This is a genomic window from Blautia sp. NSJ-175, assembly GCF_022867815.1.
In the GTDB taxonomy this organism is placed as follows: Bacteria; Bacillota; Clostridia; order Lachnospirales; family Lachnospiraceae; genus Blautia; species Blautia celeris.
Genome location: NZ_JALIFQ010000026.1, coordinates 1 through 25157 on the forward strand (window position 1 = coordinate 1; position 25157 = coordinate 25157).

A 25157-nucleotide genomic window follows, 5' to 3' on the forward strand; every position below is an offset into this window, starting at 1 on the left:
CAGCTTCCTTCCGATTCCGTCTCACGGCGGACACCCTTGCTTTCGGCTATATCCTTCCCACTACCGGGCGGATTCGAGACTTTCACTCGTTGGAAACGTGCGCCGCCAGGCGCACATAAAAACAGGCCGCCGCATTGATTTCTCAATGCGGCGGCCTGTTTCATTTCATCTATTACTGAGCTAACTTAACCGGGTTAAGCTTAACGCTCGGTCCCATTGTGGAAGCGAGTGTTACACTCTTCAGGTACTGACCTTTCAGTGTGCTTGGCTTAGCCTTTGTGATAGCTCCCATGAGCGTCTGGAAGTTGTCCGCTAACTGCTCCTCTGTGAAAGAAGCTTTTCCGATTGGCACGTGAATGATGTTTGTTTTATCAAGACGATATTCAATCTTACCAGCTTTGATATCCTGAACAGCTTTTGTAACGTCCATTGTCACGGTTCCGGCTTTCGGGTTTGGCATTAAGCCTTTCGGTCCGAGTACACGACCCAGACGTCCAACAACACCCATCATGTCCGGTGTAGCAACAACAACGTCGAAATCTAACCATCCTTCGTTCTGGATCTTCGGAATCAGTTCCTCTGCTCCAACATAGTCTGCACCTGCAGCCTGAGCCTCGTCAGCTTTGGCATTCTTTGCAAATACTAATACACGAACAGTTTTACCGGTTCCGTGCGGCAGTACAACCGCACCACGAATCTGCTGGTCTGCATGACGTCCGTCACAACCTGTTCTGATATGAGCTTCGATTGTTTCGTCAAATTTAGCTACTGCTGTTTTTTTAACTAAAGCGATAGCTTCTTCTGTATCATATAAGTTTGCGCGATCAACTGCTTTTGCAGCCTCTACATATTTCTTTCCGCGTTTCATATTAAATAACCTCCTAGTGGTAATTGCGGGAATGTCCCTCCCACGTTCGTTTCAATAGTTCAAAAGGCAAGGCCTGGCCTTATTCCTCTACAGTGATTCCCATACTTCTTGCAGTACCTGCGATCATGCTCATTGCTGCTTCTAAGGAACCTGCATTTAAGTCCGGCATTTTCATTTCTGCAATTTCCTGAACTTTCGCTTTGGAAATTGTAGCAACTTTAGTTTTGTTCGGTACACCTGAACCGGATTTCAGGTTGCAGGCTTTCTTTAACAGAACTGCTGCCGGCGGAGTTTTGGTTATAAAGCTGAAACTTCTGTCCGCATATACTGTGATAACAACCGGGATGATCAGATCACCCTTGTCTGCTGTTCTCGCATTGAATTCCTTTGTAAACTGTACAATGTTTACACCGTGCTGACCCAGAGCAGGTCCAACCGGTGGTGCTGGTGTTGCCTTTCCAGCAGGAATCTGTAATTTAATATAGCCTGTTACTTTCTTTGCCATTTTCGGCACCTCCTAATTATGTGGTAATGTCGGGGATTTCCCTCCCACGAGCCATGTGACGTATGGCCCTTTCATCTTCGTTACATTTTCTTAACTTCTGCGAAACTGATTTCAACTGGCGTTTCGCGGCCAAACAGCTCAACATTTATTGTTACAATCTGTTTTGCTTCATTGATGCTCTGGACAACGCCCACAGTATCTTTCCAAACACCGCCTGTAACAACAACACTGTCACCCTCTTCAAAGTCGATCTGGAGCGTTACGTTCTGGATACCCAGACGATCCATCTCTTCCTCTGTCAAAGGAACCGGTTTTGACCCCGGACCAACGAATCCTGTGACACCTCGTGTATTTCTGACAACATACCAGGTATCATCATTCATCACCATGTTAATAAGGACATAGCCCGGAAACATCTTCTTCTGCACCAGTTTTTTCTGGCCGTTTTTCATTTCCTCAACGTCCTCCATGGGAACACGGACTTCCAAAATCTGATCTTCCAGGTGTCTGTTTTCAATTGTCTTGTCAATGTTGGCTTTTACCTTGTTCTCATACCCTGAATAGGTATGCACAACATACCAATTTGTTTCTGACATAAAATCACCTTGTCCTTATTTGATTAATAGATTCAGAATCTGCAGGGCTCCGCTGTCAATCACGGCAATGAGCACTCCCAGAATGGCAGTGATCACCACAACCGCAACTGTCTGCTTTACCAGCGTCGGCCTGTCAGGCCAGATAATCTTCTTGAATTCAGCCTGAAGTCCTTTGGTCCAGTTCTTTTTAGGAGCTTTTACCTTCTTTTCTGCATCCATAGCTTCACCTCTCAAGCCAAATTATTTGGTTTCTTTGTGCATAGTGTGAGCCTTGCAGAACTTACAGTATTTTTTTGTCTCCATACGTTCCGGATGGTTCTTTTTTTCCTTTGTCATGTTGTAATTACGCTGTTTACATTCAGTACATGCCAATGTTATTTTTACGCGCACGACTTCTCCACCTCCATGTGTCTTTTATCTCCGGCAGATTCACGTCTCTGCCGCATGCAACGTTTCGGTTTCCTGCGACAAGATCCTATTTTCTGCCTGAAAATTAGGCACAAAAAAAAGACCTACTTCCACTGTCGCTTGTCCAGTTTAGCATAGAAATAGGTCTTTGTCAATTTATTTTTCTTTTGTTATCTCAACCCCCGGCCATTTTTTCGCCTTCATCATTCTTGATCTCCCAATGGATCAAAATCGTCAGGATTGCCCTCAGCACAATGATCCCCGCCACAATATAAATCTCGGACAGCTCCCTCACCACCACCGTGCGCAGGATCTCACTTCCCAGCTTGAACTCCAGCCCCATGGCAAGTCCTTTTGCAAGAAGCAGCTTTGTACCCGGGTCCCGCTTGACATAGTGGATTATCCCTCTGATCCCTGCAAATATAATAACTCCCACGCCGATATATTCAAATAACAGAATCGCCAGGTCCACGATTATACCCAGCACCTCTTCTAAAAACAGCATAGACTACCCTCTCTCGTCATCATGTAAACTATCTACATATGCCATCAACTCCCTCTCACTGGCAATATCGCCGTCAAAGGGATAGTTTTTTTCCACTTTCTCAAACAGCCGCTTCCATTTCTGTGCCGCTTCCCTGTCCTGATTCTGGATCAGATTATAGGCGTATTGGATACGCAGCACGGACGGCATGGAGGAGGAGCGCTTCAAAAACTCCTGAATCCCGGTCTTCTCATACTCTCTGCTCAGTTCTTCTCCGGGGCCATCCAGCATAAGTCTGCAGAAAATCATCTCCGCCTCCAACATGGACCTTTGGATTCCTATAAGACCGGAAGCATGTTCCAGCAGCCTTTCGCCTATTTTCAGGGCTGCGGGGAAGTCCTGCCTGTCAATATTCCGGCCGGCGGCAAATACACCGGTTGCCACACACAGGGCATTATCCCACAGCGCTTCCGGTACAGGTTCAAACCACTCCTGTGGCATATCCTTCAAGCGTACTCCCAATGTAAACTGTTCATTTATCTTTAGCTGCAGCCACAGACAGCGCACTGCCTCTTTATCCTTCCCCAGATGGAGCGCATTGTATCCATCATTGTTTATCCCGCCAAGCCGCATGGGCACTGCATTCATCAGTGCAAGAAAGACACCGACAACAGCAAATGCCATAAACAGGATCTGCAGATACCCGTGTCCGTCTGCTGCAAAACAGATCATTAAGGATATGGCAGCAGACAGCAGATTAAAAAGGCTTCCGCCCAGATTGTACAGCAGATACGGCATACTTCCATTCACCAAGTCAGGCGGTGCCAGAAGGCACTGTCCCCCTGTTCCCATAAGGGAATACCGGCCCCGCTTAATTCCGTCTTTTTTCTTAACCAGAATCACTTTTCCCACACGGAAGGAAGAAAACTTATATCCGCTCAGAAGCCCGCAGACCAAATGTCCCCCTTCATGTACGATCGTCTGCAGAAATGCAGCCGCATAAAGGCACAGGATTATCCACGCAAGACCTGCCAGAATTTCCGCAATCCTGACCTTTCCTCCATGCATTCTCTCCACAAACATCATGCCAAAGTACCCGCACGCTCCGCCGATCACGGCTCCCACGATCATCTGCGGCCACAGTCTCTGTCTTTTCTTTTTTATTCTGCCCATAATCTGCTCATTCATCCTCTCAAAACAGCCTGTACGGCAAATACGCCCGGCTGTTGATCAATCTGCTGTCTCTTAATTTCTACAGTTACATATCATCTTACCCTGTATCCCGCCCACAGCTTCAGGTGCTACGGCTAAAATATCGGACTGCAGGGCAGCCGAACCACTCCACATTTCTTTTATTTGTGGTAAATGCGGGCAAATTCTCTTACCTGCCGCTCCAGTTCCTCAAGTCCGTCCTCCACACTGCATTCCGGGCTGTCATATTTATTCAGCAGAAAAAATATGGGGGCATAAAAATTAATTGCCATGGCCCTGGCATCCGCCTCTCGAAAGACTCCCTGACGTATCATTTCCTCAAACAAAACCGTCTGATAACGGATACTGTCCTCCATATAAATCTTCCTGTACACTGCCGCAATCTCCCTGTCCCTGTACTGCTCTATGGTGAGCATTCTGCGGAACCTGCCCGCAAAAGGATCCTGCAGGTAAAACAGAAAGACCTTCCTGCTCAGCTCCACCAACTCCTCCACGCTTATGACTCCGTAGGCAAATGCTGCCGCCTCCACAGTGGTATCATCCGGAAGGCCAAACGTGTGGCTCATGGCCTCCATTCTTCTGGCCATCTCCTCCACAATGGTCTCAAAAATCTCCTTTTTGCTTTTAAAATGCTTATACAGGGAACTATCTTTGATTCCCACCGCATCCGCGATATTTTTTACACTGGTCCCCTGATACCCCCTGCTTGAAAAAAGTGTCAGGGCCTCCTCCACAATCCGCTCTTTAGTTGACATAACTTTGTTGTATCCCTTCCAGATATTTTTTCACAGTCTCTTCCTGTTCAAACAATGCACAGCCCCCTGTATGTATACCGGTGAGGTTTCCATCCTCCCGCAGTCTGCGAAACAACGGAGAACGCATGGCTTCCTTAAGGCTTACATCCTGCAGACTGGTGTCCGAATAGGGGGAGAAGGGACACGGTTCCGCCCCGCCCCGGGCATTGATATGGAAAAATCCCCGCCCCGCGGCAAGACACCCTCCGGATGCCCTCTCATCTCCCGGAAAAGAAATCAGAAGCATATCCCTCTGCGTCTCCCGCAGCGCATCCAGCCTGTCTGCCATATATACCCGATCCTCATCATCCGGTGCAAGACCTGCCGTATCTCTGTCCACAGGTACATATTCCACATAAATCACAGCTCTGCAGCCCAATAGGGAAAGTTTTTCAGAGAAAGTATCTGCAGTTACTTCCTCCATATTTTCTTTTGTCACCGTAACAGACACTCCATATAAGATATTCCGCGCCTTTAGCGCCTCCATGGTCTGCAGCAGACAGTCATAGATCCCGGCGCCTCTTCTGGCATCCGTCTTCTCTCTGTCCCCCTCAATGCTGAGAACCGGCAGAAGATTCCTGTTATCCGCAAATAGCTGCAGGCAGGCATCTCCCTCCGAGTCCGGCCCGCTTTTCCCGCTGTCCGGCAGAGTATTGTTAATAATCATAGTACCATTGGTGAAAACAGGGAACAAGATATTTTTTCGCATTCCTGCTGCTTTCAGCACATCCGGCCTCATCAAAGGCTCCCCGCCTGCCAGCAGTATGAAGCCCACCCCCATATCCTCTGCCTGCGCAAAAATATCATCCCACTGTTCAGCGCGCATCCCATTGTGCTCAGCCCCGCTGCTGCAGGCACGATTGGCCCATGCATAACAGCCTTTACAGCGGAGGTTGCACCGGCTGGTGATGCTGGCGATCAGAAACGGCGGGATATGCTCCCCATTTTCTTCAGCCTTCCTTCGTTTCCCCGCCGCCTGTCTGGCTGCCTGTGCATATTTCACCAAAAATACGGCGGATCTCGGATTTGTAATAGACGCTTTCTTCATGCCTCTGATAATATTTTCCACCCCGCGGTTAAGATATTGTTCCAACTGTAATTTTTCCATACACTTCCCTCTCCCTTTCTCTGCATAGACTCTCTGCTCCTCAGGCTAGCAATCACTAGCTCTTTATCTCATTGTAGCTAGTATTCACTAGCTTGTCAAGCAAAATAAATCATGACTTCTTTGGAAATGAATGTTAAAATATAAGAATCACAGTAAATGACACCCGCATCCGCACGCATATGAAATGAGGAAACCTCTTTGAAAAATATACTGGAATTAAACCATGTAAAAAAAGAATACTCCGCCGACGGCCTGAAGACCCTGGCCGTGGACGATGTCAGTTTTTCTGTACCTGAAGGAAGTTTTATAGGGGTTATGGGGGCCTCCGGCTCCGGAAAATCCACACTGCTGAACCTTATCTCCACCATTGACCGGACCACCTCCGGCCGGATCATACTTGACGGTACAGACCTCTCCCAGATACACCCAAACCAAATGGCACAGTTCCGCAGAGAGCATCTGGGATTCATTTTCCAGGATTATAACCTGCTGGACACTCTGACCCTGCGGGAAAATATAGCGCTTGCCCTCACAATAAAAGAACTTCCCCGAGCAGAGATCACCAAAATCACATTGGAGACTGCAGCCAGACTGGAAATAGAAGATATCCTGGACAAGTTCCCCTGCCAGGTATCCGGCGGACAGCGGCAGCGATGCGCCTGTGCAAGGGCAGTCGCTGCCAGTCCCCGGCTCATACTGGCTGATGAGCCTACCGGTGCCCTGGATTCCCACTCTGCCAGGAACCTGATGGAGACCCTGGTGATGCTTAACAGGGAGTTTGGCGCCACAATCCTTATGGTCACCCATGACGCCTTCTCAGCCAGCTACTGCAAGACGATTCTGTTTATGAAGGATGGGAAGATTGTCCATTCCCTGGCACACCAAAAACAGGACCAATGGGGTTATTTTATGGAAATATTAAATACCACTGCAAAAGTAATGGGGGATTCCGGATATGTATCTTAGACTTGCTCTCCGAAACGCCAGGCGTTCGGGCCATGATTATCTGATCTATATGACTACGCTTACTATTTTGATCGGGGTCATGATGTTGTCCGACCTCACTGCCGCTGCGGGAAAAATGGAGGCAGGCTTTGAGACGAGTTCTCTGCCGCTCATCATAACAGTCATTATCCTCCTTCTGCTGAATTACATGAATCGCTTTATTCTGAACCAGAGAGCACGGGAGTTTGCTGCCTATGCTCTGATGGGAATGGAAAAAAACAGATTGTCCTGGATGTACTTTACAGAATTTTTGTTTCTCGGACTGCTCTGTTTTATATTGGGACTTGCTGTTGGAATACTGTTATACTATGGGCTTTCCCTCCCCTTTTCCCGTTTCCTTGACAGATCACAGATAAACCTTATCCTGATTTTGCAGGCTGCTGCACAGACCGGTTTTTACTTTATGGCCATACAGGTTCTGTCCCTCCTGAACTGCCGGAGGATTATCAGCCGTCTGGAAATCATCCAGCTTATGACCGTTCAAAAGAAGAACCGGCAGGCCTCTGTCACCCGTTTCAGCAGAATATGGCCGGCAGCTTCGCTTATCAGCTTTCTTCTTTTCTGCTCTCTCGTGTCTGCCATTGCCTTTCTTCCGGGAAATGAAGGTATGGCGTTCGTTTCCTGCATCGCTCCGGTTATGCTGTTTTTCGTCTTTTCTTTTTATAAGGCGTCCTATATAAACGGCAATAAATACCGACAGCAGAAAAATGAACACCTGTACCACAAAAACCGGCTTTACACCGCAGCCCTGCTGCTTTCAGACAGCAGATCCGATATCCTTATAAACAGTGTCCTCTGCACCTGTCTGCTTTTCTCCTTTTCCTCTTTTCTATGCGGATGGGTCATGCTGCAGGCCAAGGATGCAGTTATGGATGCGGTCTCACAGAGATGGATGGGATTTCTTCAGATCTGCATGTGCTCTGCTTTTATTGTCATCTATTTTTCCGTTCTGTCTGTGCAGCAGATCGTAAGCATCCGCAAAGAGGCTCATGGGCTGCAGGTTCTGCAGTATCTGGGAAAAAACCGGCTCCAGGTGACAAGACTTATGGCCCTGCAGATCTGTCTGAAATTTTCCATCCCGCTCATTCCCTGGGCCATTCTGATGCTGCCTGCCGTTCTGCTGTCTGACCATAAATTAACCCTCGCTTTGAGGACACCGCATCTGGTGCTTCAGGGGGCTGTGGGGTTTCTGATCTGCTTTACCCTGCTTTATCTCCTGTATTTTTATCTGGTTTACCATACAAATATAAAGAATATTTCTTAGGAACAACATTAGAAATCCCGGGGTTCGCCGGCAGGAATACGGAACAGGCTGCTCCGTATCCATGCCCGGCAAAGCTCCGGGATACTGTTTTATTGATTGATAAATGCGGCGATGGTCTCTGTCACATCATCGGGGACATGTTTTGTTCCCTGATAGCTGGCAGGGCCGTCGTCATATCTGCCTTCTGTAAATAGATGGGTAAGTCCCGGGAAGGACACAAACTTCCAGTTATCACTGCCCTCATAATTTTCTTTCCATATCTGAAAATCATCCATGGTCACCTGATAGTCTTCCTCACCCTGCAGGACAAGCACAGGAACGGTTATGTCTGCCGCTTCCTTTACGGCATCATAGTCCAGGAGACTCTTCATATAAGTCTGGGTCTGGCCCATGATCCTCTCATCCTCGGGCAAAGAATCTATATTCCTCATCTGTTCCACTGCTGCAAGCCCCTGTTCAAAAGCTGCCTTCTCCTGCTCGGTCGGCTCAGAGTTCAGGCTTTGAAGAAACTTATACTGCCTTTCCAGGGTATCCGCAAACCCTCTTGCCGGTCCGGCCATCATGATACAGCCGTCCGGCTGGCCTTCCTTTGCGATTGCCCCCATCATCTGGGCGCCCTGGCTGTGGCCAACCACATATACCTTTGAAACGCCTTCCTGTTCACGCAGCATCTTAACTGCCGCTGCAGCGTCATTTACCGTCTCATCGTATACGGTAAAATCTTTATCCTCTGCTAATTCCTTTCCATACACATAAGAAATCTTATCATAACGGTATGAGGCGATTCCTCTCTCGGCAAGTCCCCATGCCAAATCCTGAAATGGCTTGATCTGCCCAAGCGCCTCATTCCTGTCGCCGCTGCCTGAGCCGTGTACGAATACCACAGCGGGATATTCTTTCAGATTTTTAGGTGCCGCAAATGTTCCGGGCAGCGTGCGTCCTCCCGCTATACTCAGATCCATATCTGTCTCCGTCACATTTTCCGGTATGGATACCGCTTCTTTCTGTTCCTGATACGCACCTGTATGGACGCCTCCTATCCTGCCGTCCAGCACGGATATTACCATATTCAGCGGCTGTACGGTAAAATCGCAGGGAACCTGAATTGTATTATAACCGGCCTGCGGTTCCGACTCCCATGCAGGCTGAACCTCTTTCAGTTCGCCCACTGCATCCAGGGTACTCTGAAAAGCAGAAAGAATCTGACCACTATCCACAGCAGCTTTCATCTGATCCGTGTATTCATAATTGCCCTTGATATTCTCTTCACTGCCTGCAATTAAATCCTTCACAAATGCCTCGGCAGTCTCCAAAAGCTTCTGATCATCCGTCCGGGCATCTGCTTTATCCTGACTCTCTGCAGCCCCTTCTTTCTCATCCCCGGAACTGTTCCCGCCGGATGCTCCGTCCTCTTTTTCTGCAGTACTGTCTTCCTTCTGTGTATTCTCTTCCTTTTCCTCTGTGCCTTTGTCTTTCTCATTGCCCTTGCCGGAACAGCCTGCAAGCGCCGCCATAAGAGCAATACCCAGAATGGTTATGATCATTTTCTTTTTCATAGCGAAACCTCCTTACCACTGTCTGTTATTTTCTTTGTTGGCTTCACTATATCACACGGTCCCAAAATCACAACTGCCTTAACACAAGGTACAGAAAACAGAGAATAACGTAAGCTGCTGTAATCCGTACCGGCAGAGGCTCACATTTTCTGTACCCTCTGTTCACTAAATTATTGGCAGTTCCCCCTACAGATTTGCACCGTTATTCCTGATTACTTCTGCATACCAGTTTGCAGAATCCTTTAATATACGTTCCTGTGTCTCAAAATCCACGTAAACCATACCGAACCTGTCGGAATATCCCTTTGCCCACTCAAAGTTATCAATCACGGACCAGGCAAAATAAGCATCCACCCTCACTCCATCCTCTATGGCGCGCCCAAGTTCCCGCAGATATCTATGGTAAAAATCAATCCGGCCCGGATCATGGACCTTACCGTCCAGGGACACCACATCCGCACAGCAGCATCCGTTTTCTGTGATGACGATAGGCTTCCGGTAGCGCTCATACAAAAACCGCGGGCCCCAGTAAAGAGACTCCGGAACCACAGGCCATCCATTGCCTGTCCTGGGGTAGCCTACAGGGCGCTCCACAGTCTCCCATCCGCCCTTTTTATCACTTTTTACCCTGTATCCATTGTAAATATTCTGTCCGTAGAAATCCAGCGGCTGATGCATCAGTTCCAGGTCCTCCGGTTTAAATTCCGGCATATCCTTCTCAAAAAGTTTCAGCCCATCCTCCGGATATCTGCCCAGCATGACCGGGTCACTCCACCAGCTCACGGACCACATATAATCCGGTTTATCCTCCACCGCGAAATAAGCTCTCCGTGCAGCCTCAATATCCTCCAGGGTGTCCGACGCGGGGATCACCGGATTGGAGGTAGGCGCATATCCGATCTGCGCATCCGGTACCAGGCTTCTGATGGCCTGTACCGCCTTGCCATGTGCCATCATCACATGGTGGGCCATTTCCAGTACACTGCGGCGGGACATAATGTTGCCGGGAGCGTGTTCTCCGCTCACGTGCCCCAATCCGACAAAACACTGCGGTTCATTGAAGGTCATGAAGAATTTGACCCTGTCACCGAATGCCCTGGCCGCCACTGCCGCATACTCTGCAAACCAATTGACGATTTCCGGGTTCTGCCAGCCGCCCATCCGGTGCAGGGCAAAGGGCAGATCCCAGTGAAACAGTGTCAGGCAGGGTTTAATATTGTACTTTAAAAGCTCATCAATCAATGCGTTGTAGAAGTCTATCCCGCTCTGATTAACCTCTCCTCTTCCCTCCGGCAGGATCCTGGACCATGCAATCGAAAAACGGTATGCCCGGATTCCCATATCCGCCATCATCTTTACGTCCTCCTTGTAGCGGTGATAATGGTCACAGGCCACATCTCCTTTATGCATGGAGAAGACTTTGCCCGGAGTCCTGCAGAAATCATCCCATACCGTGTACCCCCTGCCGTCTTCAAATGCACCGCCCTCTATCTGGTAAGAAGCGGTTGCTGTACCCCATAAAAAACTCTCTGGAAATCCCATAAAATATCCTCCTGTATATGCTGTTATATACTTCCATTCTAAGTGAAAAACCCTCTGTTTACAACTGTCCGTAGAAAAAGAGTCCGGAAAACCGGACTCCTGCGCCAAAGCGTCGGCAGCATTTAACTTCCCTACCCGCTTGGTCTTTATGTTTATATTTCTATCCCTGCCCGTCCAAAACGCAGCTTTACATAGGAAAGACTTTCCAGATAAGCCTCGTCTCCATCCAGGTGTTCAATGATCAGCGGCATATCCGGGTCCGCCTCACGCGCAAGGCCGGCGTACTTCTCCAGATTTAAACCGCCTCTGCCGCAGGCAGTTTCCCTGAACTGAAGGGTAAACTCCTGTCCAAGAACCACATCCTTCAAATGACAGCTCCTGATGTACGGCCCAAGCTTACGGAAACACTCCTCCATAAACTCTTCGTGGTAAAAATACCGTTCAGGTGTTGTGATCCAGTTGAACACATCCATATGCACGGCAAACCGCTCTCTGTCCACATCGTGAATCAGCTTTAAGTATTCATCCGGACCCATAGGGTACATCCAGGGCATCGGCTCAATCGTATAATAGGTATTTTTCGGATCTGCCGCATCTATAATATCCCGGATGCTCTTCACCACCAGTTCCCAGGTATCCTTTGTCAGATTCTCCTTATAGGGACCGTCCCACCGCTCTCCTCTGGAACCGGAGACGTTTACACAGCATCTGGCGCCAATCTTATCTGCCAGCTTTAACTGTTCCACACATCTTGTAAATGCTGCCTCCCTGACCTTGTCATCCGGGGAAATGGGGTTGCACCAGGCTCCCACCTCCGCGATCATCAGTCCGTACTCTTTGGCAGCCTCCGTGTATTGTTCCAAAAGTGCCCGGTCACAGGTATAGTCCACAGGAAAATTCACAGAAGTACATCCCATCCGGTGCATTTTTTCAGCCCATTCCCATGGACTTTTATGCTCCAGAGGGCTGGATAATCCCAGTCTCATCCGCATTTCCTCCCGATTATCTGTCGCTCTCCAGCAGTTCTACGATACATTTCAGGTCTTTATAAGCGTTCATGTAAGTATATCTTCCGCTGGCATCGCCGTATTCGCCCTTCTGCTCCAGAACCATGCCAAAATCCTCGCAGCGTTTTACCGCTTCCGGCATTTTCATTCCTTTGATATTGAATGCCACATGGTGGATGCCCTCACCGTGTTCGTTCAGGTAATTCCTCCATGTGGAGGGTGCTTCATTTGGCTGGATCAGTTCAAGCTGCAGTCCCGGTCCCACATCAAAAAATGCAAGATAACTGTTGGCCTCCGGTGCAGGCTGGCCCTTAAACTCCGTCTGTGTGGTCTCATATTCACCGCAGAGAGCTGCCTCCGGCTCCTCAACGCCTAAAAACTCTGCCCATTTCTTTTTCGTGGCGTTGATATCCTTTACAATAAACCCAACCTGACAAACTAAATCTGTACCTACTACTCCATTCATAATTCTTTCCTCACTTTACCTTTTTTGTTTTATATTCTTCCCACCGGTGTTCCGGTCCTCACAGGCTCCGGTCTCTCGCAGGCAGTTTTCATTTCATATACTTTTTTATCACGTGCTGATTCCATCATGCCTGTGATGGCCTCGATCACATGGCAGGCCATCTCTGCATTTACTCTGGGCTTTCTGCCGCTGACTATGGAATCTGCCAGATCCAGTACACCGATTCCCCTGGTATACTCACCTATATGGGGATACAGCTCGGGCAGCTCCACGCTGATATTCTGCCTGGCCTTTGTCTCTTCACTGTCATCATACAGCACATCCAGGGTCCTTTCTTTTCTGTAGACCTTTGGTCTGCCGCCGGACATATTGGGGTCCGGCACCTCCAGTGTTCCCTCCGTCCCGTATATCTCAAACATGGGCAGATTGGAATGCCAGATGTCAAAACTGATATTCATACTCACGATCACCCCGGACGCAAGCTCCGCGGTACCCGAATAATGGGTAGGCGTCTCCACCTGTATCTCCTGCCCTTTCAGCGGCCCGGCGTATATCCGCCTGACGGGAAATCCGGTGCCGGAAAATGCGCTGACACGTTCTACCGGTCCAAGCAGTGCTGCCAGTGCCGTAAAATAATACGGTCCCATATCATACAGAGGCCCTGCTCCCCGCCGGTAAAAATTACCGGGGGCCGGGTGCCAGGTCTCCACACCGTTTGACATCATATTGGCAGTCACATAGAGAGGCCGCCCAATCCATCCGTCATCCAGTATTTTCCTGCATGTCTGCAGGGAAGACCCCAGAAAAGTATCCGGAGCACTGCCCACCAGAAGTCCTTTTTCATCCGCCAGCGCCATGACCTCCCTGGCCCCGGCAACTGTTGGTGCAAATGGTTTCTCACAGAACACATGCTTTCCTGCCAGCAGAATTTTCTTATTCAGTTCCGTATGAAACTGCGGCGGCGTCAGGTTCACCACCAGCTCCACTTCCTCCATGGCAAGCATCTCCTCCACAGAGCAGCCTACAGGTATCCGATACTTCTCCGCATGGCTCTTTGCCAGCTCCACATTCACATCCGCGCAGACTGCCAGATGCAGGGAGGGATAAAAACGCTTGATATCCCGGATATAGGTATTGCTGATGACTCCGCATCCGAGTATTCCCACATTTACATTTCTCATATTCGCTTCCTCACGATCTTGCACCTCAGTACGGCATTGGCTCACCCCTGTAGTTGATGAAGGGGACATCCATATCCGGTATCTGTTTCTTCCTGTCCAGAATGTCATACAGTCCTGCTGCTGACTCGGAAGGCGAAATCTGGGCATTTTCTTTTCCCATAATGGTGTCCATACGGCCCGGATGAATCATGTAGATCCGCATATGCCGGTCTGCCTGCTCCTCTGCCAGATAGTTCCGTACCTTCTGGGTGTACATATTTGCCGCATGCTTTGACACAGAATATGCCAGATAGTTGTAGCCCTGAGGACTCAGATGCCCTGCCTCAGATGTAATGTTCATGATACAGGCATCTTCGGACGCATACAGCAGGCGTATAAAATATTTGAGCACTATGGCAGTGCCTGTCACATTTACATCCAGTGTTTTTCTGAACTTCTCCACATCCAGGTCAGCAATGGCATCCCCGGGCATCACCATTTTTTCAAACAGTACCCCTGCGTTATTCACAAGGAAATCTATATGTCCGAATTCCTGCTGCACCTGTAACGCCGCTTTCTCTGTCATTTCCCGGTCCGTGACATCCATCTCCAGGATCCTCAGGCTGCCGGGATATTGCTCTTTTAATTTCAGCAGGCCACCGACTGAGGTTTCATCCCCGGTGTTTCTGCAGGCTGCCAGCATGGTGTGGCCGCGGCGCAGCCCTTCTTTTATCATCTCATAGCCCAACCCCCGGTTGGCGCCAGTCACTAATCCAATCATATTGCCTCCTAATAATCTGACTCTCCGAACCGGAAGACCTTGAACAGCACCAGGATGATCGCCAGTGCGATCAACAGCAGAATCCAGGCCATTGCGGACGCATATCCCATCTTAAAGTAAGAGAACGCGTTCTGATACAAATACAGGGAATAGAACATGGTCTGATTGTCCGGCCCGCCGCTGGTCATTATGTACGGCTCTGCAAACCACTGGAACACGGCAATGATCAGTGTCACCACATTATACAGAATAGTGGAGCGCAGAAGCGGTATGGTAACGGACATGGTCTGGCGGAAAAATCCTGCCCCGTCCAGGGCCGCTGACTCATAAAGACTGTCCGGTATATCCTGCAGTCCTGCCAGATAGATGATGATGGCATTGCCGCAGGTCCACACCATCATGATGATCAAAGCCGGCTTTGACCAGAACATGCTGGAAAGCCATCCCGGCCCCTGGATGCCAATGTATCCCAGCAGACGGTTGACAATACCTGTCTCCGGCTGCATAACCCAGATCCACAGAAGACACGCTACAACTGTGGGCACCAGTGTGGGGATAAAGAAGATCACACGGAAAGGACCGGTATACTTTAACTTTTTATTGTTGAGTATAATAGACACTGCCACCGCAATGAATGTGGTAATCGGTACTCCGAAGATAACCATATACACGGTATTGCTCAATGCCTTTAAAAATGTCTTGTCCTGAAACAGTGCCTTATAATTCCCAAGCCCGATGAAAACAGGTTCCTTGATGACCTGGTAATCACACAGGGAATAGTACAGGGAGGAGCAGATCGGGTACAAGGTAAACACCAGAAAACCGATGATCCACGGAGAGACGAACAGCAGACCATGAATGGCTTCTTTTTTTCTCATATTCATTTTCTTCATTGTTCCGCCTCCTTAACCTTTGATTCCCGACATTGCGATACCCTGGATGAAATACTTCTGCATCACAAAGAAAAGAATGAGTACAGGAAGAATCATCACAGCGCCCAGTGCCAGCAGCAGACTCCAGTTGGGGTCCAGATTGGATTTCAGCATGGAAGCTGCCAGGGAGAGTGTATAAAGTTCATCCTTCCCAAGAAATACCAGAGGTCCCAGGAAGTCATTCCAGGAGCGGATAAATGCAAAGATCGCAACCGTTGTCAGTGCCGGCTTAGCCATAGGAATGACCAGCTTTGAAAAAATGGTAAACTCCCCTGCCCCGTCTATTCTGGCAGCCTCTGAGATATCCTGAGGAATCCCTGTGAAGAACTGGCGCAGCAGAAAGATGAAGAACGGATTTCCAAAAAAGCAGGTAACCGTAAGAGGAAGGAAGGTTCCGATCCACTTCATTTTCGTGAACATCAGGAACAGAGGAACCAGTGTAACCTGATAAGGGAGGATCATCGTGATCAGCACCAGGATAAACACTTTGTCACGTCCCGGCCAGCGCAGCCTGGCAAAACCGTAAGCCACCAGGGAACAGGACAGCAGGGAACCGACAATATTACATACTACGATGATCATTGTGTTCTTTAAATATTTAAAAAAGGGAATGGACGAAAACATGTTGATAAAATTCCCGAACTGGAACTTATCCGGCAGCCATTTAAAGGGCACGCGGAACAGTTCGCTCTCCGCCTTAAAGGAACCCATAAACAGATAAAATATGGGCAGAATAAACAGAACCGCCAGGACGATCAAAAACGCATACAGAAATATGACTTCCAGGCTGGGAATTTTCCCTTGTTTTCTCTTCCTCTGTGGTTTAGCCATCTCAAATCTCCTTTCTCCCCGGCAGGAGTGCCCCGCACAGCAGCAAAACTGCTGTACGGGAATTCCCGCGGGATTTTATGCCGCCTATTCGGCGTTATCCAGTTCCGTCTGATATTTATCCTGAAGTTTCTGCAGTTCACCCTGAATGTCCGTAATATTACCGTAAATCACACCTTCACGGAACGTTACGAATGCTTTTGCAAGTTCTGCGGAGCAGGAGCAGAGTGCAGGGATTCCGTTTTCCGGTGAATTGGCAAGTTCTCTCTCCAGTTTATACATTTCATCTCCGTCTTTTGTCAGACTTACATTGTCAAACTCAGCATCACTTGTGGGAATACTTCTCCACTGTGCAAAGTTATCCTCATTGACTGCACCTGACATACAGAATTTGATAAACAGTGCTGCCAGTTCAGGATTCTGGGAACCTTTCGGAACCGCAAACACATTTGTCTGGAATGTGGTGCTGTCCGCACGTCCGCCTTCCGGTACCGGAACTGCGCATACTTCATAGTTTACATCAGGAGCGTACACACGCAGTGCATTGGAGAACCAGTTGCCTGTGATAGTCATGCCGACTTTTCCTGTCATAAAAGCATGGTCAGGTGAGAACATTCCGCCAAGACCTGAGGTGAAGGAGGAAATCCTTTCCGGATCATATTTCTCGCCGTAGGACTGCAGCCATTCCATACAGGATACCATCTGCGGGGAGGTAAGGTTTAATTTGTTTGTATCCGCATCATACACATCAGCTCCGAAGAAGAAGGGAAGGGTAAACGCGTCATCCTTCAGATCCAGCCACGGGATCAGACCAAATCTGGCATAGCTTCCGTCGTCGTTCTGAATGGTCATGGCCTCCGCCCACTGATCTAATTCGTCCAGGGTCTTCGGCGGATTCTCCGGGTCAAGCCCTGCTTCTTTTGCTATATCAGGATTGTAGTATAAAAGCATAACATTCGTATCCTGAGGAATCAGGTATGGCTCATCCTTGTAGTAAATTACATCCTTACAGCCGTCAAAGAAGTTGTCCACATTCAGGTTTACCTGTTCCAGATAAGGCTCAAGCATCTCAAAGCTGCCGTTGGCCGCATAGGAATATGCCGCTGTCGCATTATCGCATATTACCAGGTCAGGTGCCTGGCCTCCGGCGATCGCAGAGAGGAGCTTGCCGTTGTTAATGCCTGCGCCGTCAGGTACGAACTGTACGTTGCATTTGATACCTTTATCTTTATATAATTCATTGAATGCATCCACGCGGCTCTGGTCCCAGACCTGGGAATCCCCGGTAAATGCCGACCAATATGTAAATTCACCTGTCAGATCCGTATCCTCGGCCTCCAGCCCCATGGACTTTAATTCCTCTGCAGACATCTTTACGGATTCCTGCGCCTCTGTGGTTTCCCCTTTTTCTTCCGTCTTATTTTCCTCTGTCCCCGTGGTGGACGTGTCCCCCGATGCAGAGCTGCTGTCTCCGCCGCATCCGGCCAGTGTACCTGCTGCCATACATAACGTTAAGAATGCTGCTGCTAATTTTTTCTTCATACGTTTCTCCTTTCCTGCTTTACCCTCTATACCTTATTTTTTCGGTTCGTATTTCACCTGTACAAATGTCCCCAGTTTTTCTTTGCTGTCAAAGACTGTGTAATTTCCGCCCTCATATTCCCCGTAATGGCGGATTGGCATATCGTTTTCCTCAAAGTATTTTACTGCCGCATCTCTGTCATCTGTCATAAACGCAATATGGTGGATACCGTCCCCGTTTTTCTCCAGGAAATCCTTCCAGGAACTCGGTTCCTCATCAGGCTCTGTAAGCTCCAGAACTACCTGGCCCAGATTAAATACCGCAAGTTTTGCTCTTGTTTTGCTGGGCATCCCCTTGAATTGTGTGTGTGCCACGGATTCCTCGGGAACCCGGAATATCTCCGGCTTCGGAACGCCGAAAAGTTTTGCGTACTCCTCTGTTGTCTTTTCCAGGTCTTTCACCACCAGGGCTACCTGGCAGATCGTCTTGCCATCAATTACTCCCATGAATAAATCCTTTCTTTGCTTGTATTCGTTTTAACCTTCACGCGCTTCGGTTTCGATATGTTTACTATAGCATTGAAGCAGAGTGTTTTCTATTAATTTATTGCTATATAGTCACTATTTATTGCTTTATATTTTGAAGTAATGCAAATTATCAATATGTAATTAGCACATTCTCACACATTAACCGTGGCATTTTTGTGTAATATGCACATTTATTTATCGCAATATTTAACCTATAATATCTAGTATAAGAATCTATTGTGTGTGTTTGTTAAAATTTGTCTATTTAATTATCATTTACAATATTTTATTATGCTTTTTTACAATTAAAATCATAAGGAGTAATTTGTTATGATCAAAGCCGATTTATCAGAACCTATGTACTTTGAACATGATATGTCCATCAATGTATCCTATGGACATTACTATTCCCACTTTCCCATGCACTGGCACAGTTTTATGGAGATTGTGGCACCGCTGTCCAATGACATGTCTATCACCCTTGGAAATGAAACATATGCACTCACGGAAAACCAGTTTGCCCTGATACCTCCCCGCAGCCTGCACTCTCTGACTAAAAACAGTACGGTACCCTGTCTGGTTCTGCAGTTTTCCAATATGCTGCTGCCGCAGCTCCATGATTTCATCATTCACAGACAACTCCTCTGCTGCCAGCCTGTCATTGACGTGACGGACGCCGTACCATTTTCCGACAATCCGCTGGAAATACTTATAAAGATCAAGGGACTGTTCTACAGCGATATCAGTTTCAAGGAAATGTGTCTGTATGAAGAACTTCTCCATTTTTTCATTGTGATAGGGGAACATAATTATCAGATCAAGAATTCACTCTCTGCCCAGAAAACACCGCAGCAGAAAGCATATGACAGAAAATTCGATGCGGTTACAGAATACATAAAAGAACATTATACCGAACAGATCAGCCTGGAAGACCTGGCTGCCTTTGCCGGATTCAGCAAATACCATTTTTCAAGGATTTTCAAGGAATATTACCAGATGTCCCTGCCTGAATATATTACATCCCTGCGGGTATCACGCGCAACGGAACTCCTGGAGAATCCGGACCTGTCCATTATGGATGTTGCGCTGCAGTCGGGTTTTTCCAGTCTGCCGTCTTTTAACAGAACATTTAAACAGATCAATAACTGCACGCCATCCCAATTCAGGAAGATGTTTGATCATTTTCCCGGATAGGAATTGCAAAGTATGTCTTTACAAACATGCAAATACATGATATATTGAAAATATAAAGGACAGCCGCCCACAAGGTGAGTTGACCGTTATGATGAGAAGAAAGACCACCCGTCCACTGGCCAAAGTTTCAGGGTGGTTTTTCTATGTAGATTACTTACAAAACATAAATATGAATGTAAGTAATGCCAATAGGAACAGACCAAAGGTCATTATATCCTGAAAATCGAAATGATTTTTCATAGACATCACCCCCATTCTATAGAACAGAGGCCACCCCACCCTGCAACACGGCTATCCGTCTTTACATTATAGCATTCACTTATAGCATAAGCAATCTGTAATTTTGCACAAAAAGCAACCGGAAGAAGGATTAACGTCCCATCTTCCGGTCTTTAGGAAAATCTTATCTACACCGAACTCGTATAGAAAGGTAAATTATTTTCTCGGATAAAAATTGCAAAGTATATCTTTACAAATATGCGAATGCATGATATATTAAAAATATAAAGGACAGCCGCCCACAAGGTGAGTTGACCATCATAAGGTATAGAAAGACCACCCTTCGACCGGTCAAAGTTTCAGGGTGGTTTTTCTATGTAGCTATGTAGATTACTTACAAAACATAAATATGAATGTAAGTAATGCCAATAAGAACAGACCAAAGGTCATTATATCCTGAAAATCGAAATGATTTTTCATAGACATCACCTCCATTCTATAGAATAGAGGCCATCCCACCCTGCAACACGGCTATCCGTCTTCACATTATAGCACTTATCCAGAGCACAGGCAATCTGTGATATTGCACAAAAAATAACCGGAAAAAGGAGTAGATTCCTTTTTCCGGTTTTTCATATTTTTATATCAACTTACTCAATTCCCATCAGATCACACAGTGACAGAATATAAATCCTTCCCGCATTCACCGCATCCTCAATATCCACATTCTCATTATAAGAATGAATACCTTCCGTATTGGACGGACCGTACTGAATGGTCGGAATGCCCTGTGCGCGGTACTCTCTGGCATCGCTGGATGCCCACTGGTAAGCCGGGATCACGTCGATTCCCCACAGTGCCTCTGCATTTTTCTTCACTGTCTGGACAATGGCTGCATCCTCATCTGTGTAGTTTCCTTCACTCTTCCACTGTGCTTCGTACTCAATGCCTGTCTCACCGCTATCACGGATGATAGTGCGCACCATCTCTTCAATCTCCTCATGGTCCACACCGATAGGCAGACGTACATCCACGATCGCCTCACAGTAATCAGGAACCATATTCGGGCGTGTTCCGCCCTGAATCACGCCGACATTGGCGGAAACATGGCTGATCACCTCACCGATTCCCGGCTCGCCGATCTCCTGCTGCGCGATGAGCTTGGAGTTCTCCAGGGCATGAGCCTGGCTGTCCTTGAAATGGCCTTCAATCTTTGTCAGACCCTGCAGCTTATCCAGAACCTTGGAAAGCTTGATGATGGCATTTTCCCCTTTGAATCCGCCCAGGCTTCCGTGTGCAGATTTGCCGTAGGCCTTCATGATCAGGGTCAGACCACCCTTCTGGCCGATTTCAATGGTATTGTTGGATGTCGGCTCTGCGATCAGGCAGGCATTTGCATCCTTGGCATAGCCATTTTCACACAGCCATTTAGAACCGTATTCTCCGCCGCTCTCCTCATCGGATACAATGTGCAGACGGACATTTCCGTTTAAAGGAGCACCTGACTCTGTAAGTATCTTCATGGCAAACAGAAGGCCTGCCACACCGGCTTTCATGTCGGAAGTTCCTCTTCCCAGAATCAGCTTGTCTGTCACTTCACCGGAGAAGGGGTCAAAGTCCCACTGTTCTCTGTCGCCGGCAGGAACCACGTCCACATGTCCGTTTAAGATCACGCTGAAGCCGTCCTCTTTGCCGATTTTCGCAAGTACACACGGGAAATCAGGATGCGCGGCAACTTCCTCGCTGTCAATACCTGCCTCTTTCAGGTAATTCTTAACAAAGTCTACAACTTCTCTCTGTGTTCCTGTAGGATTTTCACTTGGGATCCGGATCAGGTCAGAAACCAGTTTAATAAAATCATCTGTCTGGCTTTCAGCCAGTTTCAGGATCTCTGCTCTTGTAATATTACTCATTTTCGCTCACACTTTCTTGTCAAATGCAGTAATCCGGCTCATTTGCCAAACCACTGCTGTCAAATGATATCCATTTTATTTCTCATCATACAGGAAGCAGGCAACCTGATGGCCCTCTCCCTGATTCATCAGCTTAGGTGTTTCTTTACGGCAGCGCTCCATGCACTGCGGACATCTGCCTGCCAGCGGACAGCCTATCTGTTCTCCGATAGGACTGGGGATATCTCCCTTTAAGACGATTCTCTCTTTCTTTACAAAAGGAGATTCCGTGGGAATCGCGGACAGCAGTGCCTTTGTATAGGGATGCAGCGGGTTGTCGTACAGTTTATCCGCGTCACACAATTCCACGATCCTTCCCAGATACATAATGGCGATCCTGTCACTTACATGCTTGATGACACCCAGGTCATGGGAGATAAACACATAGGTCAGGTTATATTCCTTCTGCAGACGGTTAAACAGGTTCAGCACCTGGGCCTGGATAGATACGTCCAGTGCGGAAACCGGCTCATCGCAGATGATCAGCTTGGGATTCAGGGCAAGGGCGCGGGCAACATTGATACGCTGCCTCTGGCCGCCTGAAAACTCATGAGGGAAACGGTTTACGTGCTGTACATCAAGGCCGACCTCACGCATGAGGCCCAGTACCTTGTCATCCCTTTTCTTCTTGTCCGGCTCCAGCTTGTGTACCACAAGAGGCTCCGCAATGATCTTCGCCGCTGTTTTTCTGGGGTCCAGGGAAGAATAGGGGTCCTGGAATACCATCTGGATATCCCTCTTTAAATCCTTCAGCTCTTTCCCCTGTAAGGAGAAAATGTCTCTGCCATTGTACTCCACACTTCCGGAAGTGGCTTTGTGAAGCTGGATGAGAGTCTTTCCAAATGTGGATTTACCGCATCCTGATTCTCCGATGATACCCAGTGTCTCACCCTCATAGATATCCACGGAAACGTCATTGACCGCGTGGAGGATCTGGGGCTGCTCACCGAATTTACTGGCTTTTATTTTAAATTCTTTGGTCAGATTCCTGACCTTCATAAGAACCTTTTTCTCATCCTTCATTTTCTTCGTTCACTTCCCCTCTGACTAATTTGTTCTCCAGATTCTGCCTGTGACATGCCACAAAATGACCCGGCTCCACTTCAACGAGAGGCGGAACCTCAGCACGGCATTTTTCCGTCACATACGGGCAGCGGTTGTAGAAATTACAGCATTTACCTGTCAGACGCAGATCAGGCGGTGTACCCGGAATGGTGTTCAGCATACCCTTGTTCTCGTCAGAGAGCTTTGGCATGGAATCCAGAAGTCCCCATGTATACGGGTGCAGGGGTTTGGAGTACAGCTCCTTGGTGGTTGCGTACTCAACAGTATTGCCTGCGTACAGGACCATAACGGTATCGCACATCTCCCACACAACGCCCAGGTTATGGGTGATCAGCAGAATGGAGGTATTGTACTCATCCTGCAGCTCTTTTAAAAGGGCCAGGACCTGTGCCTGAACGGTAACGTCAAGGGCAGTGGTAGGCTCATCGGCGATAACCAGCTTCGGCTTGCAGCACACAGCCATAGCGATGATGACACGCTGGCACATACCGCCGGACAGCTCGTAAGGATATGCCTCCATACGTTTTTCCGGCTGGGGGATGCCCACTTTATTCAGGGCTTCCACTGCCATATTCCAGGCTGTTTTCTTATCCACATCCTGATGGGCACAGATCATCTCAACCATCTGGTTTCCAATCTTAAATACAGGGTCCAGACTTGTCATAGGATCCTGGAAGATAACTGCTATATCCTTGCCGCGGAAGTCCAGAAGCTCTTTTTTATTAAGCTTCAGCACATCCTTGCCGTCAAAGTTGATCTCACCGCCCACGATCTTTCCGGTACGCGGCGGGAGCAGACGTATGATGGATGAGGAGCTTACACTCTTTCCTGAGCCGGATTCTCCCACGATTCCCATGGTCTCACCTTTTTTCAACTCAAAACTGACACCATCCACCGCTTTTGACACGCCGCTTGCAAGGAAAAAATATGTCTTCAAATCTTTTACTGTCAGTAAGGTATCACTCATAATAACTCCTCATCTATTCGTATTTTTCCTTCATTTCCTTAAAGTCTCTTCTGATCGCCTCCAAAAGTTCCGGATTCGTCAGAACATCCACTGCCGTCATTGCCATAGCCTTGGAGCCAACAGCGATCGTCTTGTGTCCGGCCTCGCTGTAGCAGGCATCCTCAAACTCTTTTGTATGACCTCTGGTCTCAGGCACTACCAGGACATAAGACTGAAGTCCCGGTATCTCATGGGTCACATTGCCCATATCTGTACAGCCGATACCCAGGGCTCTTTCCCTTGGCTTAACAATTTCGCCCAGATCTGTAAAATTCTTCCGAAGAGCCTCTTCCAGAGACTGATTGTTACGGATATCCTCATAGGCAAGTCCGTCGTCGGAAATCTCAAGTCTTGTATTGGTGATCTCCGCTACGTGTTCACATATCTTTTTAAAGCGTTCCAGCAGTTCCAGCTTATACTTCATGCTGAAGGAACGAATTGTAAATCTGGCCTGGCAGTGGTCCGGAATATAGATGGGTTCCTCTCCGCCTTTGGAGATGATACCCAGAATTTTTCCTTTGTCAGCCAGCTCCAGACGCATGGAGTTCACGATCTGGAACAGATCCAGGATGGGATTCAGGGCACTGATACCTTCCTCCGGCCATGTGGCTGCATGGGATGTCTTCCCATAGTAATCCACGATCAGGTCTGTTCTGGAATAGGAAATGTCATTTACCACGGTGTCACTGGCAGAGTGCAGGATCATGGCAATATCCAGTTCTTTGAAAGCGCCGTTGTTCAGCATGATGATCTTGCCGCCGCCGCCTTCCTCTGCGGGGGTGCCGAATACGGTGACTTTTCCGCCGATATCATCAATGACGGAATGAACTGCTTCGCCGGCTCCTACAGCCATGGCACACATCAGATTATGTCCGCAGGAATGACCCATTCCGGGAACAGCGTCGAACTCCCCGAAGATACCGATATTGGGTCCTTCTTTTCCTGTGTCGTATACGGCCTTTACGGAGGTCTCAATCCCTCCGACACCTGTTGTCACTTCAAATCCGAATTTCTTCAGAAGCTCGGACATGGACTTACAGGCATGAAATTCCTCAAAATTATATTCCGGATGTTCCCAAACTGTGTTGGAAAGTCCGATCAGCTCAGGCAGAATCTCCTCTACCCTCTTCTGTACTCTCTCTTTAAAATCGCTCAT

26 protein-coding genes are annotated in these 25157 nt (G+C 48.0%); 3 read left to right on the forward strand and 23 right to left on the reverse strand.

Translation table 11 applies throughout. The features are described 5' to 3' along the window. Positions 1-172: 172 nt before the first annotated feature. The 9 genes from rplA to MUB35_RS26095 form a co-directional block, all read right to left on the reverse strand. Positions 173-868, reverse strand: a complete 696-nt coding sequence (gene rplA, locus MUB35_RS26055; protein ID WP_033139666.1) for a 50S ribosomal protein L1 — start codon at positions 866-868, stop codon at positions 173-175. A 79-nt stretch (positions 869-947) separates the two neighbouring features. Then, the gene (gene rplK / locus MUB35_RS26060) at positions 948-1373 is read right to left on the reverse strand and encodes a 50S ribosomal protein L11 (protein WP_033139665.1); all 426 of its coding nucleotides are present in this window, start codon (positions 1371-1373) and stop codon (positions 948-950) included. Between the two features lie 80 nt (positions 1374-1453). Continuing rightward, on the reverse strand, positions 1454-1969 hold the full coding sequence (nusG, locus tag MUB35_RS26065; RefSeq protein ID WP_033139664.1) for a transcription termination/antitermination protein NusG: 516 nt from the start codon (positions 1967-1969) through the stop codon (positions 1454-1456). Positions 1970-1984: 15 nt separating this feature from the next. Next, positions 1985-2188 (reverse strand): preprotein translocase subunit SecE, encoded by a 204-nt coding sequence (gene secE / locus MUB35_RS26070; RefSeq protein WP_033139663.1) that lies wholly within the window; start codon positions 2186-2188, stop codon positions 1985-1987. A 21-nt stretch (positions 2189-2209) separates the two neighbouring features. Beyond that, complete coding sequence (gene rpmG / locus MUB35_RS26075; protein ID WP_018597038.1) at positions 2210-2359, reverse strand: 50S ribosomal protein L33; 150 nt, start codon at positions 2357-2359, stop codon at positions 2210-2212. 193 nt (positions 2360-2552) lie between these two features. Then, the gene (locus MUB35_RS26080; RefSeq protein ID WP_033139662.1) at positions 2553-2882 is read right to left on the reverse strand and encodes a DUF1622 domain-containing protein; all 330 of its coding nucleotides are present in this window, start codon (positions 2880-2882) and stop codon (positions 2553-2555) included. A gap of 3 nt (positions 2883-2885) precedes the next feature. After that, entirely contained in the window at positions 2886-4034 is a 1149-nt protein-coding gene (locus tag MUB35_RS26085; RefSeq protein WP_244807107.1) for a hypothetical protein, read from the reverse strand. A 179-nt stretch (positions 4035-4213) separates the two neighbouring features. Next, positions 4214-4828, reverse strand: coding sequence for a TetR/AcrR family transcriptional regulator (locus tag MUB35_RS26090; RefSeq protein WP_033139660.1), 615 nt, complete (start codon positions 4826-4828; stop codon positions 4214-4216). Continuing rightward, positions 4818-5975, reverse strand: a complete 1158-nt coding sequence (locus tag MUB35_RS26095) for a radical SAM protein (RefSeq protein WP_244807108.1) — start codon at positions 5973-5975, stop codon at positions 4818-4820. The genes MUB35_RS26090 and MUB35_RS26095 overlap by 11 nt, the downstream gene beginning before the upstream one ends. Positions 5976-6173: 198 nt before the next feature. Here MUB35_RS26095 and MUB35_RS26100 point away from each other — a divergent pair, with 198 nt between their 5' ends. Together MUB35_RS26100 and MUB35_RS26105 are read left to right on the forward strand one after the other, a co-directional pair. Continuing rightward, positions 6174-6941, forward strand: coding sequence for an ABC transporter ATP-binding protein (locus MUB35_RS26100; RefSeq protein WP_103731154.1), 768 nt, complete (start codon positions 6174-6176; stop codon positions 6939-6941). After that, positions 6931-8244: an FtsX-like permease family protein gene (locus tag MUB35_RS26105; protein ID WP_103731153.1), complete on the forward strand. Its 1314-nt coding sequence runs from the start codon at positions 6931-6933 to the stop codon at positions 8242-8244. The genes MUB35_RS26100 and MUB35_RS26105 overlap by 11 nt, the downstream gene beginning before the upstream one ends. A gap of 89 nt (positions 8245-8333) precedes the next feature. Here the strand turns inward: MUB35_RS26105 and MUB35_RS26110 are convergent, their stop codons facing one another. The 10 genes from MUB35_RS26110 to MUB35_RS26155 all read right to left on the reverse strand — a co-directional run bounded on the left by MUB35_RS26110 (position 8334) and on the right by MUB35_RS26155 (position 18544). Next, positions 8334-9800: an alpha/beta hydrolase gene (locus tag MUB35_RS26110; RefSeq protein WP_130179623.1), complete on the reverse strand. Its 1467-nt coding sequence runs from the start codon at positions 9798-9800 to the stop codon at positions 8334-8336. A gap of 186 nt (positions 9801-9986) precedes the next feature. Continuing rightward, a complete protein-coding gene (locus MUB35_RS26115; RefSeq protein WP_244807109.1) occupies positions 9987-11342 on the reverse strand; it encodes a GH1 family beta-glucosidase in 1356 nt (451 codons plus the stop codon). Between the two features lie 152 nt (positions 11343-11494). Further along, the gene (locus MUB35_RS26120) at positions 11495-12328 is read right to left on the reverse strand and encodes a sugar phosphate isomerase/epimerase family protein (RefSeq protein ID WP_244807110.1); all 834 of its coding nucleotides are present in this window, start codon (positions 12326-12328) and stop codon (positions 11495-11497) included. 16 nt (positions 12329-12344) lie between these two features. Next, positions 12345-12815: a VOC family protein gene (locus tag MUB35_RS26125; RefSeq protein ID WP_033139654.1), complete on the reverse strand. Its 471-nt coding sequence runs from the start codon at positions 12813-12815 to the stop codon at positions 12345-12347. 29 nt (positions 12816-12844) lie between these two features. Next, positions 12845-13996 carry a Gfo/Idh/MocA family protein gene (locus tag MUB35_RS26130; protein ID WP_244807111.1) on the reverse strand — a complete coding sequence of 384 codons (1152 nt, stop codon included), beginning with the start codon at positions 13994-13996 and terminating at the stop codon, positions 12845-12847. A gap of 25 nt (positions 13997-14021) precedes the next feature. After that, positions 14022-14756 (reverse strand): SDR family NAD(P)-dependent oxidoreductase, encoded by a 735-nt coding sequence (locus MUB35_RS26135; RefSeq protein WP_244807112.1) that lies wholly within the window; start codon positions 14754-14756, stop codon positions 14022-14024. A gap of 8 nt (positions 14757-14764) precedes the next feature. Beyond that, positions 14765-15649 carry a carbohydrate ABC transporter permease gene (locus tag MUB35_RS26140; RefSeq protein WP_033139651.1) on the reverse strand — a complete coding sequence of 295 codons (885 nt, stop codon included), beginning with the start codon at positions 15647-15649 and terminating at the stop codon, positions 14765-14767. A gap of 12 nt (positions 15650-15661) precedes the next feature. After that, positions 15662-16519: a carbohydrate ABC transporter permease gene (locus tag MUB35_RS26145; RefSeq protein WP_186971117.1), complete on the reverse strand. Its 858-nt coding sequence runs from the start codon at positions 16517-16519 to the stop codon at positions 15662-15664. Between the two features lie 84 nt (positions 16520-16603). Then, positions 16604-18058: an extracellular solute-binding protein gene (locus MUB35_RS26150; protein WP_052098963.1), complete on the reverse strand. Its 1455-nt coding sequence runs from the start codon at positions 18056-18058 to the stop codon at positions 16604-16606. A 33-nt stretch (positions 18059-18091) separates the two neighbouring features. Then, positions 18092-18544 (reverse strand): VOC family protein, encoded by a 453-nt coding sequence (locus MUB35_RS26155; RefSeq protein ID WP_033139649.1) that lies wholly within the window; start codon positions 18542-18544, stop codon positions 18092-18094. A 351-nt stretch (positions 18545-18895) separates the two neighbouring features. Here MUB35_RS26155 and MUB35_RS26160 point away from each other — a divergent pair, with 351 nt between their 5' ends. Further along, a complete protein-coding gene (locus tag MUB35_RS26160) occupies positions 18896-19759 on the forward strand; it encodes an AraC family transcriptional regulator (RefSeq protein WP_244807113.1) in 864 nt (287 codons plus the stop codon). Between the two features lie 869 nt (positions 19760-20628). Here the strand turns inward: MUB35_RS26160 and MUB35_RS26165 are convergent. From MUB35_RS26165 to MUB35_RS26180, 4 genes are all read right to left on the reverse strand, one after another. Beyond that, positions 20629-21891 (reverse strand): M20 family metallopeptidase, encoded by a 1263-nt coding sequence (locus MUB35_RS26165; RefSeq protein WP_186971116.1) that lies wholly within the window; start codon positions 21889-21891, stop codon positions 20629-20631. Positions 21892-21966: 75 nt separating this feature from the next. Further along, the gene (locus tag MUB35_RS26170) at positions 21967-22953 is read right to left on the reverse strand and encodes an ABC transporter ATP-binding protein (RefSeq protein ID WP_033140002.1); all 987 of its coding nucleotides are present in this window, start codon (positions 22951-22953) and stop codon (positions 21967-21969) included. Next, on the reverse strand, positions 22943-23962 hold the full coding sequence (locus tag MUB35_RS26175) for an ABC transporter ATP-binding protein (protein WP_033140003.1): 1020 nt from the start codon (positions 23960-23962) through the stop codon (positions 22943-22945). Before MUB35_RS26175 ends, MUB35_RS26170 begins: the two co-directional genes overlap by 11 nt. Positions 23963-23975: 13 nt before the next feature. Next, positions 23976-25157 (reverse strand): M20 family metallopeptidase, encoded by a 1182-nt coding sequence (locus tag MUB35_RS26180; RefSeq protein ID WP_033140004.1) that lies wholly within the window; start codon positions 25155-25157, stop codon positions 23976-23978.

Excerpts from the sequence above, each read along its gene's own strand:
- MUB35_RS26125 (WP_033139654.1), bottom strand. The coding sequence starts at position 12,815 with ATGAATGGAGTAGTAGGTACAGATTTAGTTTGTCAGGTTGGGTTTATT.
- MUB35_RS26115 (WP_244807109.1), bottom strand. The coding sequence starts at position 11,342 with ATGGGATTTCCAGAGAGTTTTTTATGGGGTACAGCAACCGCTTCTTAC.
- MUB35_RS26145 (WP_186971117.1), bottom strand. The coding sequence starts at position 16,519 with ATGGCTAAACCACAGAGGAAGAGAAAACAAGGGAAAATTCCCAGCCTG.
- MUB35_RS26155 (WP_033139649.1), bottom strand. The coding sequence starts at position 18,544 with ATGGGAGTAATTGATGGCAAGACGATCTGCCAGGTAGCCCTGGTGGTG.
- MUB35_RS26110 (WP_130179623.1), bottom strand. The coding sequence starts at position 9,800 with ATGAAAAAGAAAATGATCATAACCATTCTGGGTATTGCTCTTATGGCG.
- MUB35_RS26175 (WP_033140003.1), bottom strand. The coding sequence starts at position 23,962 with ATGAGTGATACCTTACTGACAGTAAAAGATTTGAAGACATATTTTTTC.
- MUB35_RS26140 (WP_033139651.1), bottom strand. The coding sequence starts at position 15,649 with ATGAAGAAAATGAATATGAGAAAAAAAGAAGCCATTCATGGTCTGCTG.
- MUB35_RS26090 (WP_033139660.1), bottom strand. The coding sequence starts at position 4,828 with ATGTCAACTAAAGAGCGGATTGTGGAGGAGGCCCTGACACTTTTTTCA.
- nusG (WP_033139664.1), bottom strand. The coding sequence starts at position 1,969 with ATGTCAGAAACAAATTGGTATGTTGTGCATACCTATTCAGGGTATGAG.
- secE (WP_033139663.1), bottom strand. The coding sequence starts at position 2,188 with ATGGATGCAGAAAAGAAGGTAAAAGCTCCTAAAAAGAACTGGACCAAA.
- MUB35_RS26080 (WP_033139662.1), bottom strand. The coding sequence starts at position 2,882 with ATGCTGTTTTTAGAAGAGGTGCTGGGTATAATCGTGGACCTGGCGATT.
- MUB35_RS26130 (WP_244807111.1), bottom strand. The coding sequence starts at position 13,996 with ATGAGAAATGTAAATGTGGGAATACTCGGATGCGGAGTCATCAGCAAT.
- MUB35_RS26150 (WP_052098963.1), bottom strand. The coding sequence starts at position 18,058 with ATGAAGAAAAAATTAGCAGCAGCATTCTTAACGTTATGTATGGCAGCA.
- MUB35_RS26120 (WP_244807110.1), bottom strand. The coding sequence starts at position 12,328 with ATGAGACTGGGATTATCCAGCCCTCTGGAGCATAAAAGTCCATGGGAA.
- rplA (WP_033139666.1), bottom strand. The coding sequence starts at position 868 with ATGAAACGCGGAAAGAAATATGTAGAGGCTGCAAAAGCAGTTGATCGC.
- MUB35_RS26170 (WP_033140002.1), bottom strand. The coding sequence starts at position 22,953 with ATGAAGGATGAGAAAAAGGTTCTTATGAAGGTCAGGAATCTGACCAAA.
- MUB35_RS26135 (WP_244807112.1), bottom strand. The coding sequence starts at position 14,756 with ATGATTGGATTAGTGACTGGCGCCAACCGGGGGTTGGGCTATGAGATG.
- MUB35_RS26165 (WP_186971116.1), bottom strand. The coding sequence starts at position 21,891 with ATGAGTAATATTACAAGAGCAGAGATCCTGAAACTGGCTGAAAGCCAG.
- MUB35_RS26095 (WP_244807108.1), bottom strand. The coding sequence starts at position 5,975 with ATGGAAAAATTACAGTTGGAACAATATCTTAACCGCGGGGTGGAAAAT.
- MUB35_RS26180 (WP_033140004.1), bottom strand. The coding sequence starts at position 25,157 with ATGAGCGATTTTAAAGAGAGAGTACAGAAGAGGGTAGAGGAGATTCTG.
- MUB35_RS26105 (WP_103731153.1), top strand. The coding sequence starts at position 6,931 with ATGTATCTTAGACTTGCTCTCCGAAACGCCAGGCGTTCGGGCCATGAT.
- rplK (WP_033139665.1), bottom strand. The coding sequence starts at position 1,373 with ATGGCAAAGAAAGTAACAGGCTATATTAAATTACAGATTCCTGCTGGA.
- MUB35_RS26085 (WP_244807107.1), bottom strand. The coding sequence starts at position 4,034 with ATGGGCAGAATAAAAAAGAAAAGACAGAGACTGTGGCCGCAGATGATC.
- MUB35_RS26160 (WP_244807113.1), top strand. The coding sequence starts at position 18,896 with ATGATCAAAGCCGATTTATCAGAACCTATGTACTTTGAACATGATATG.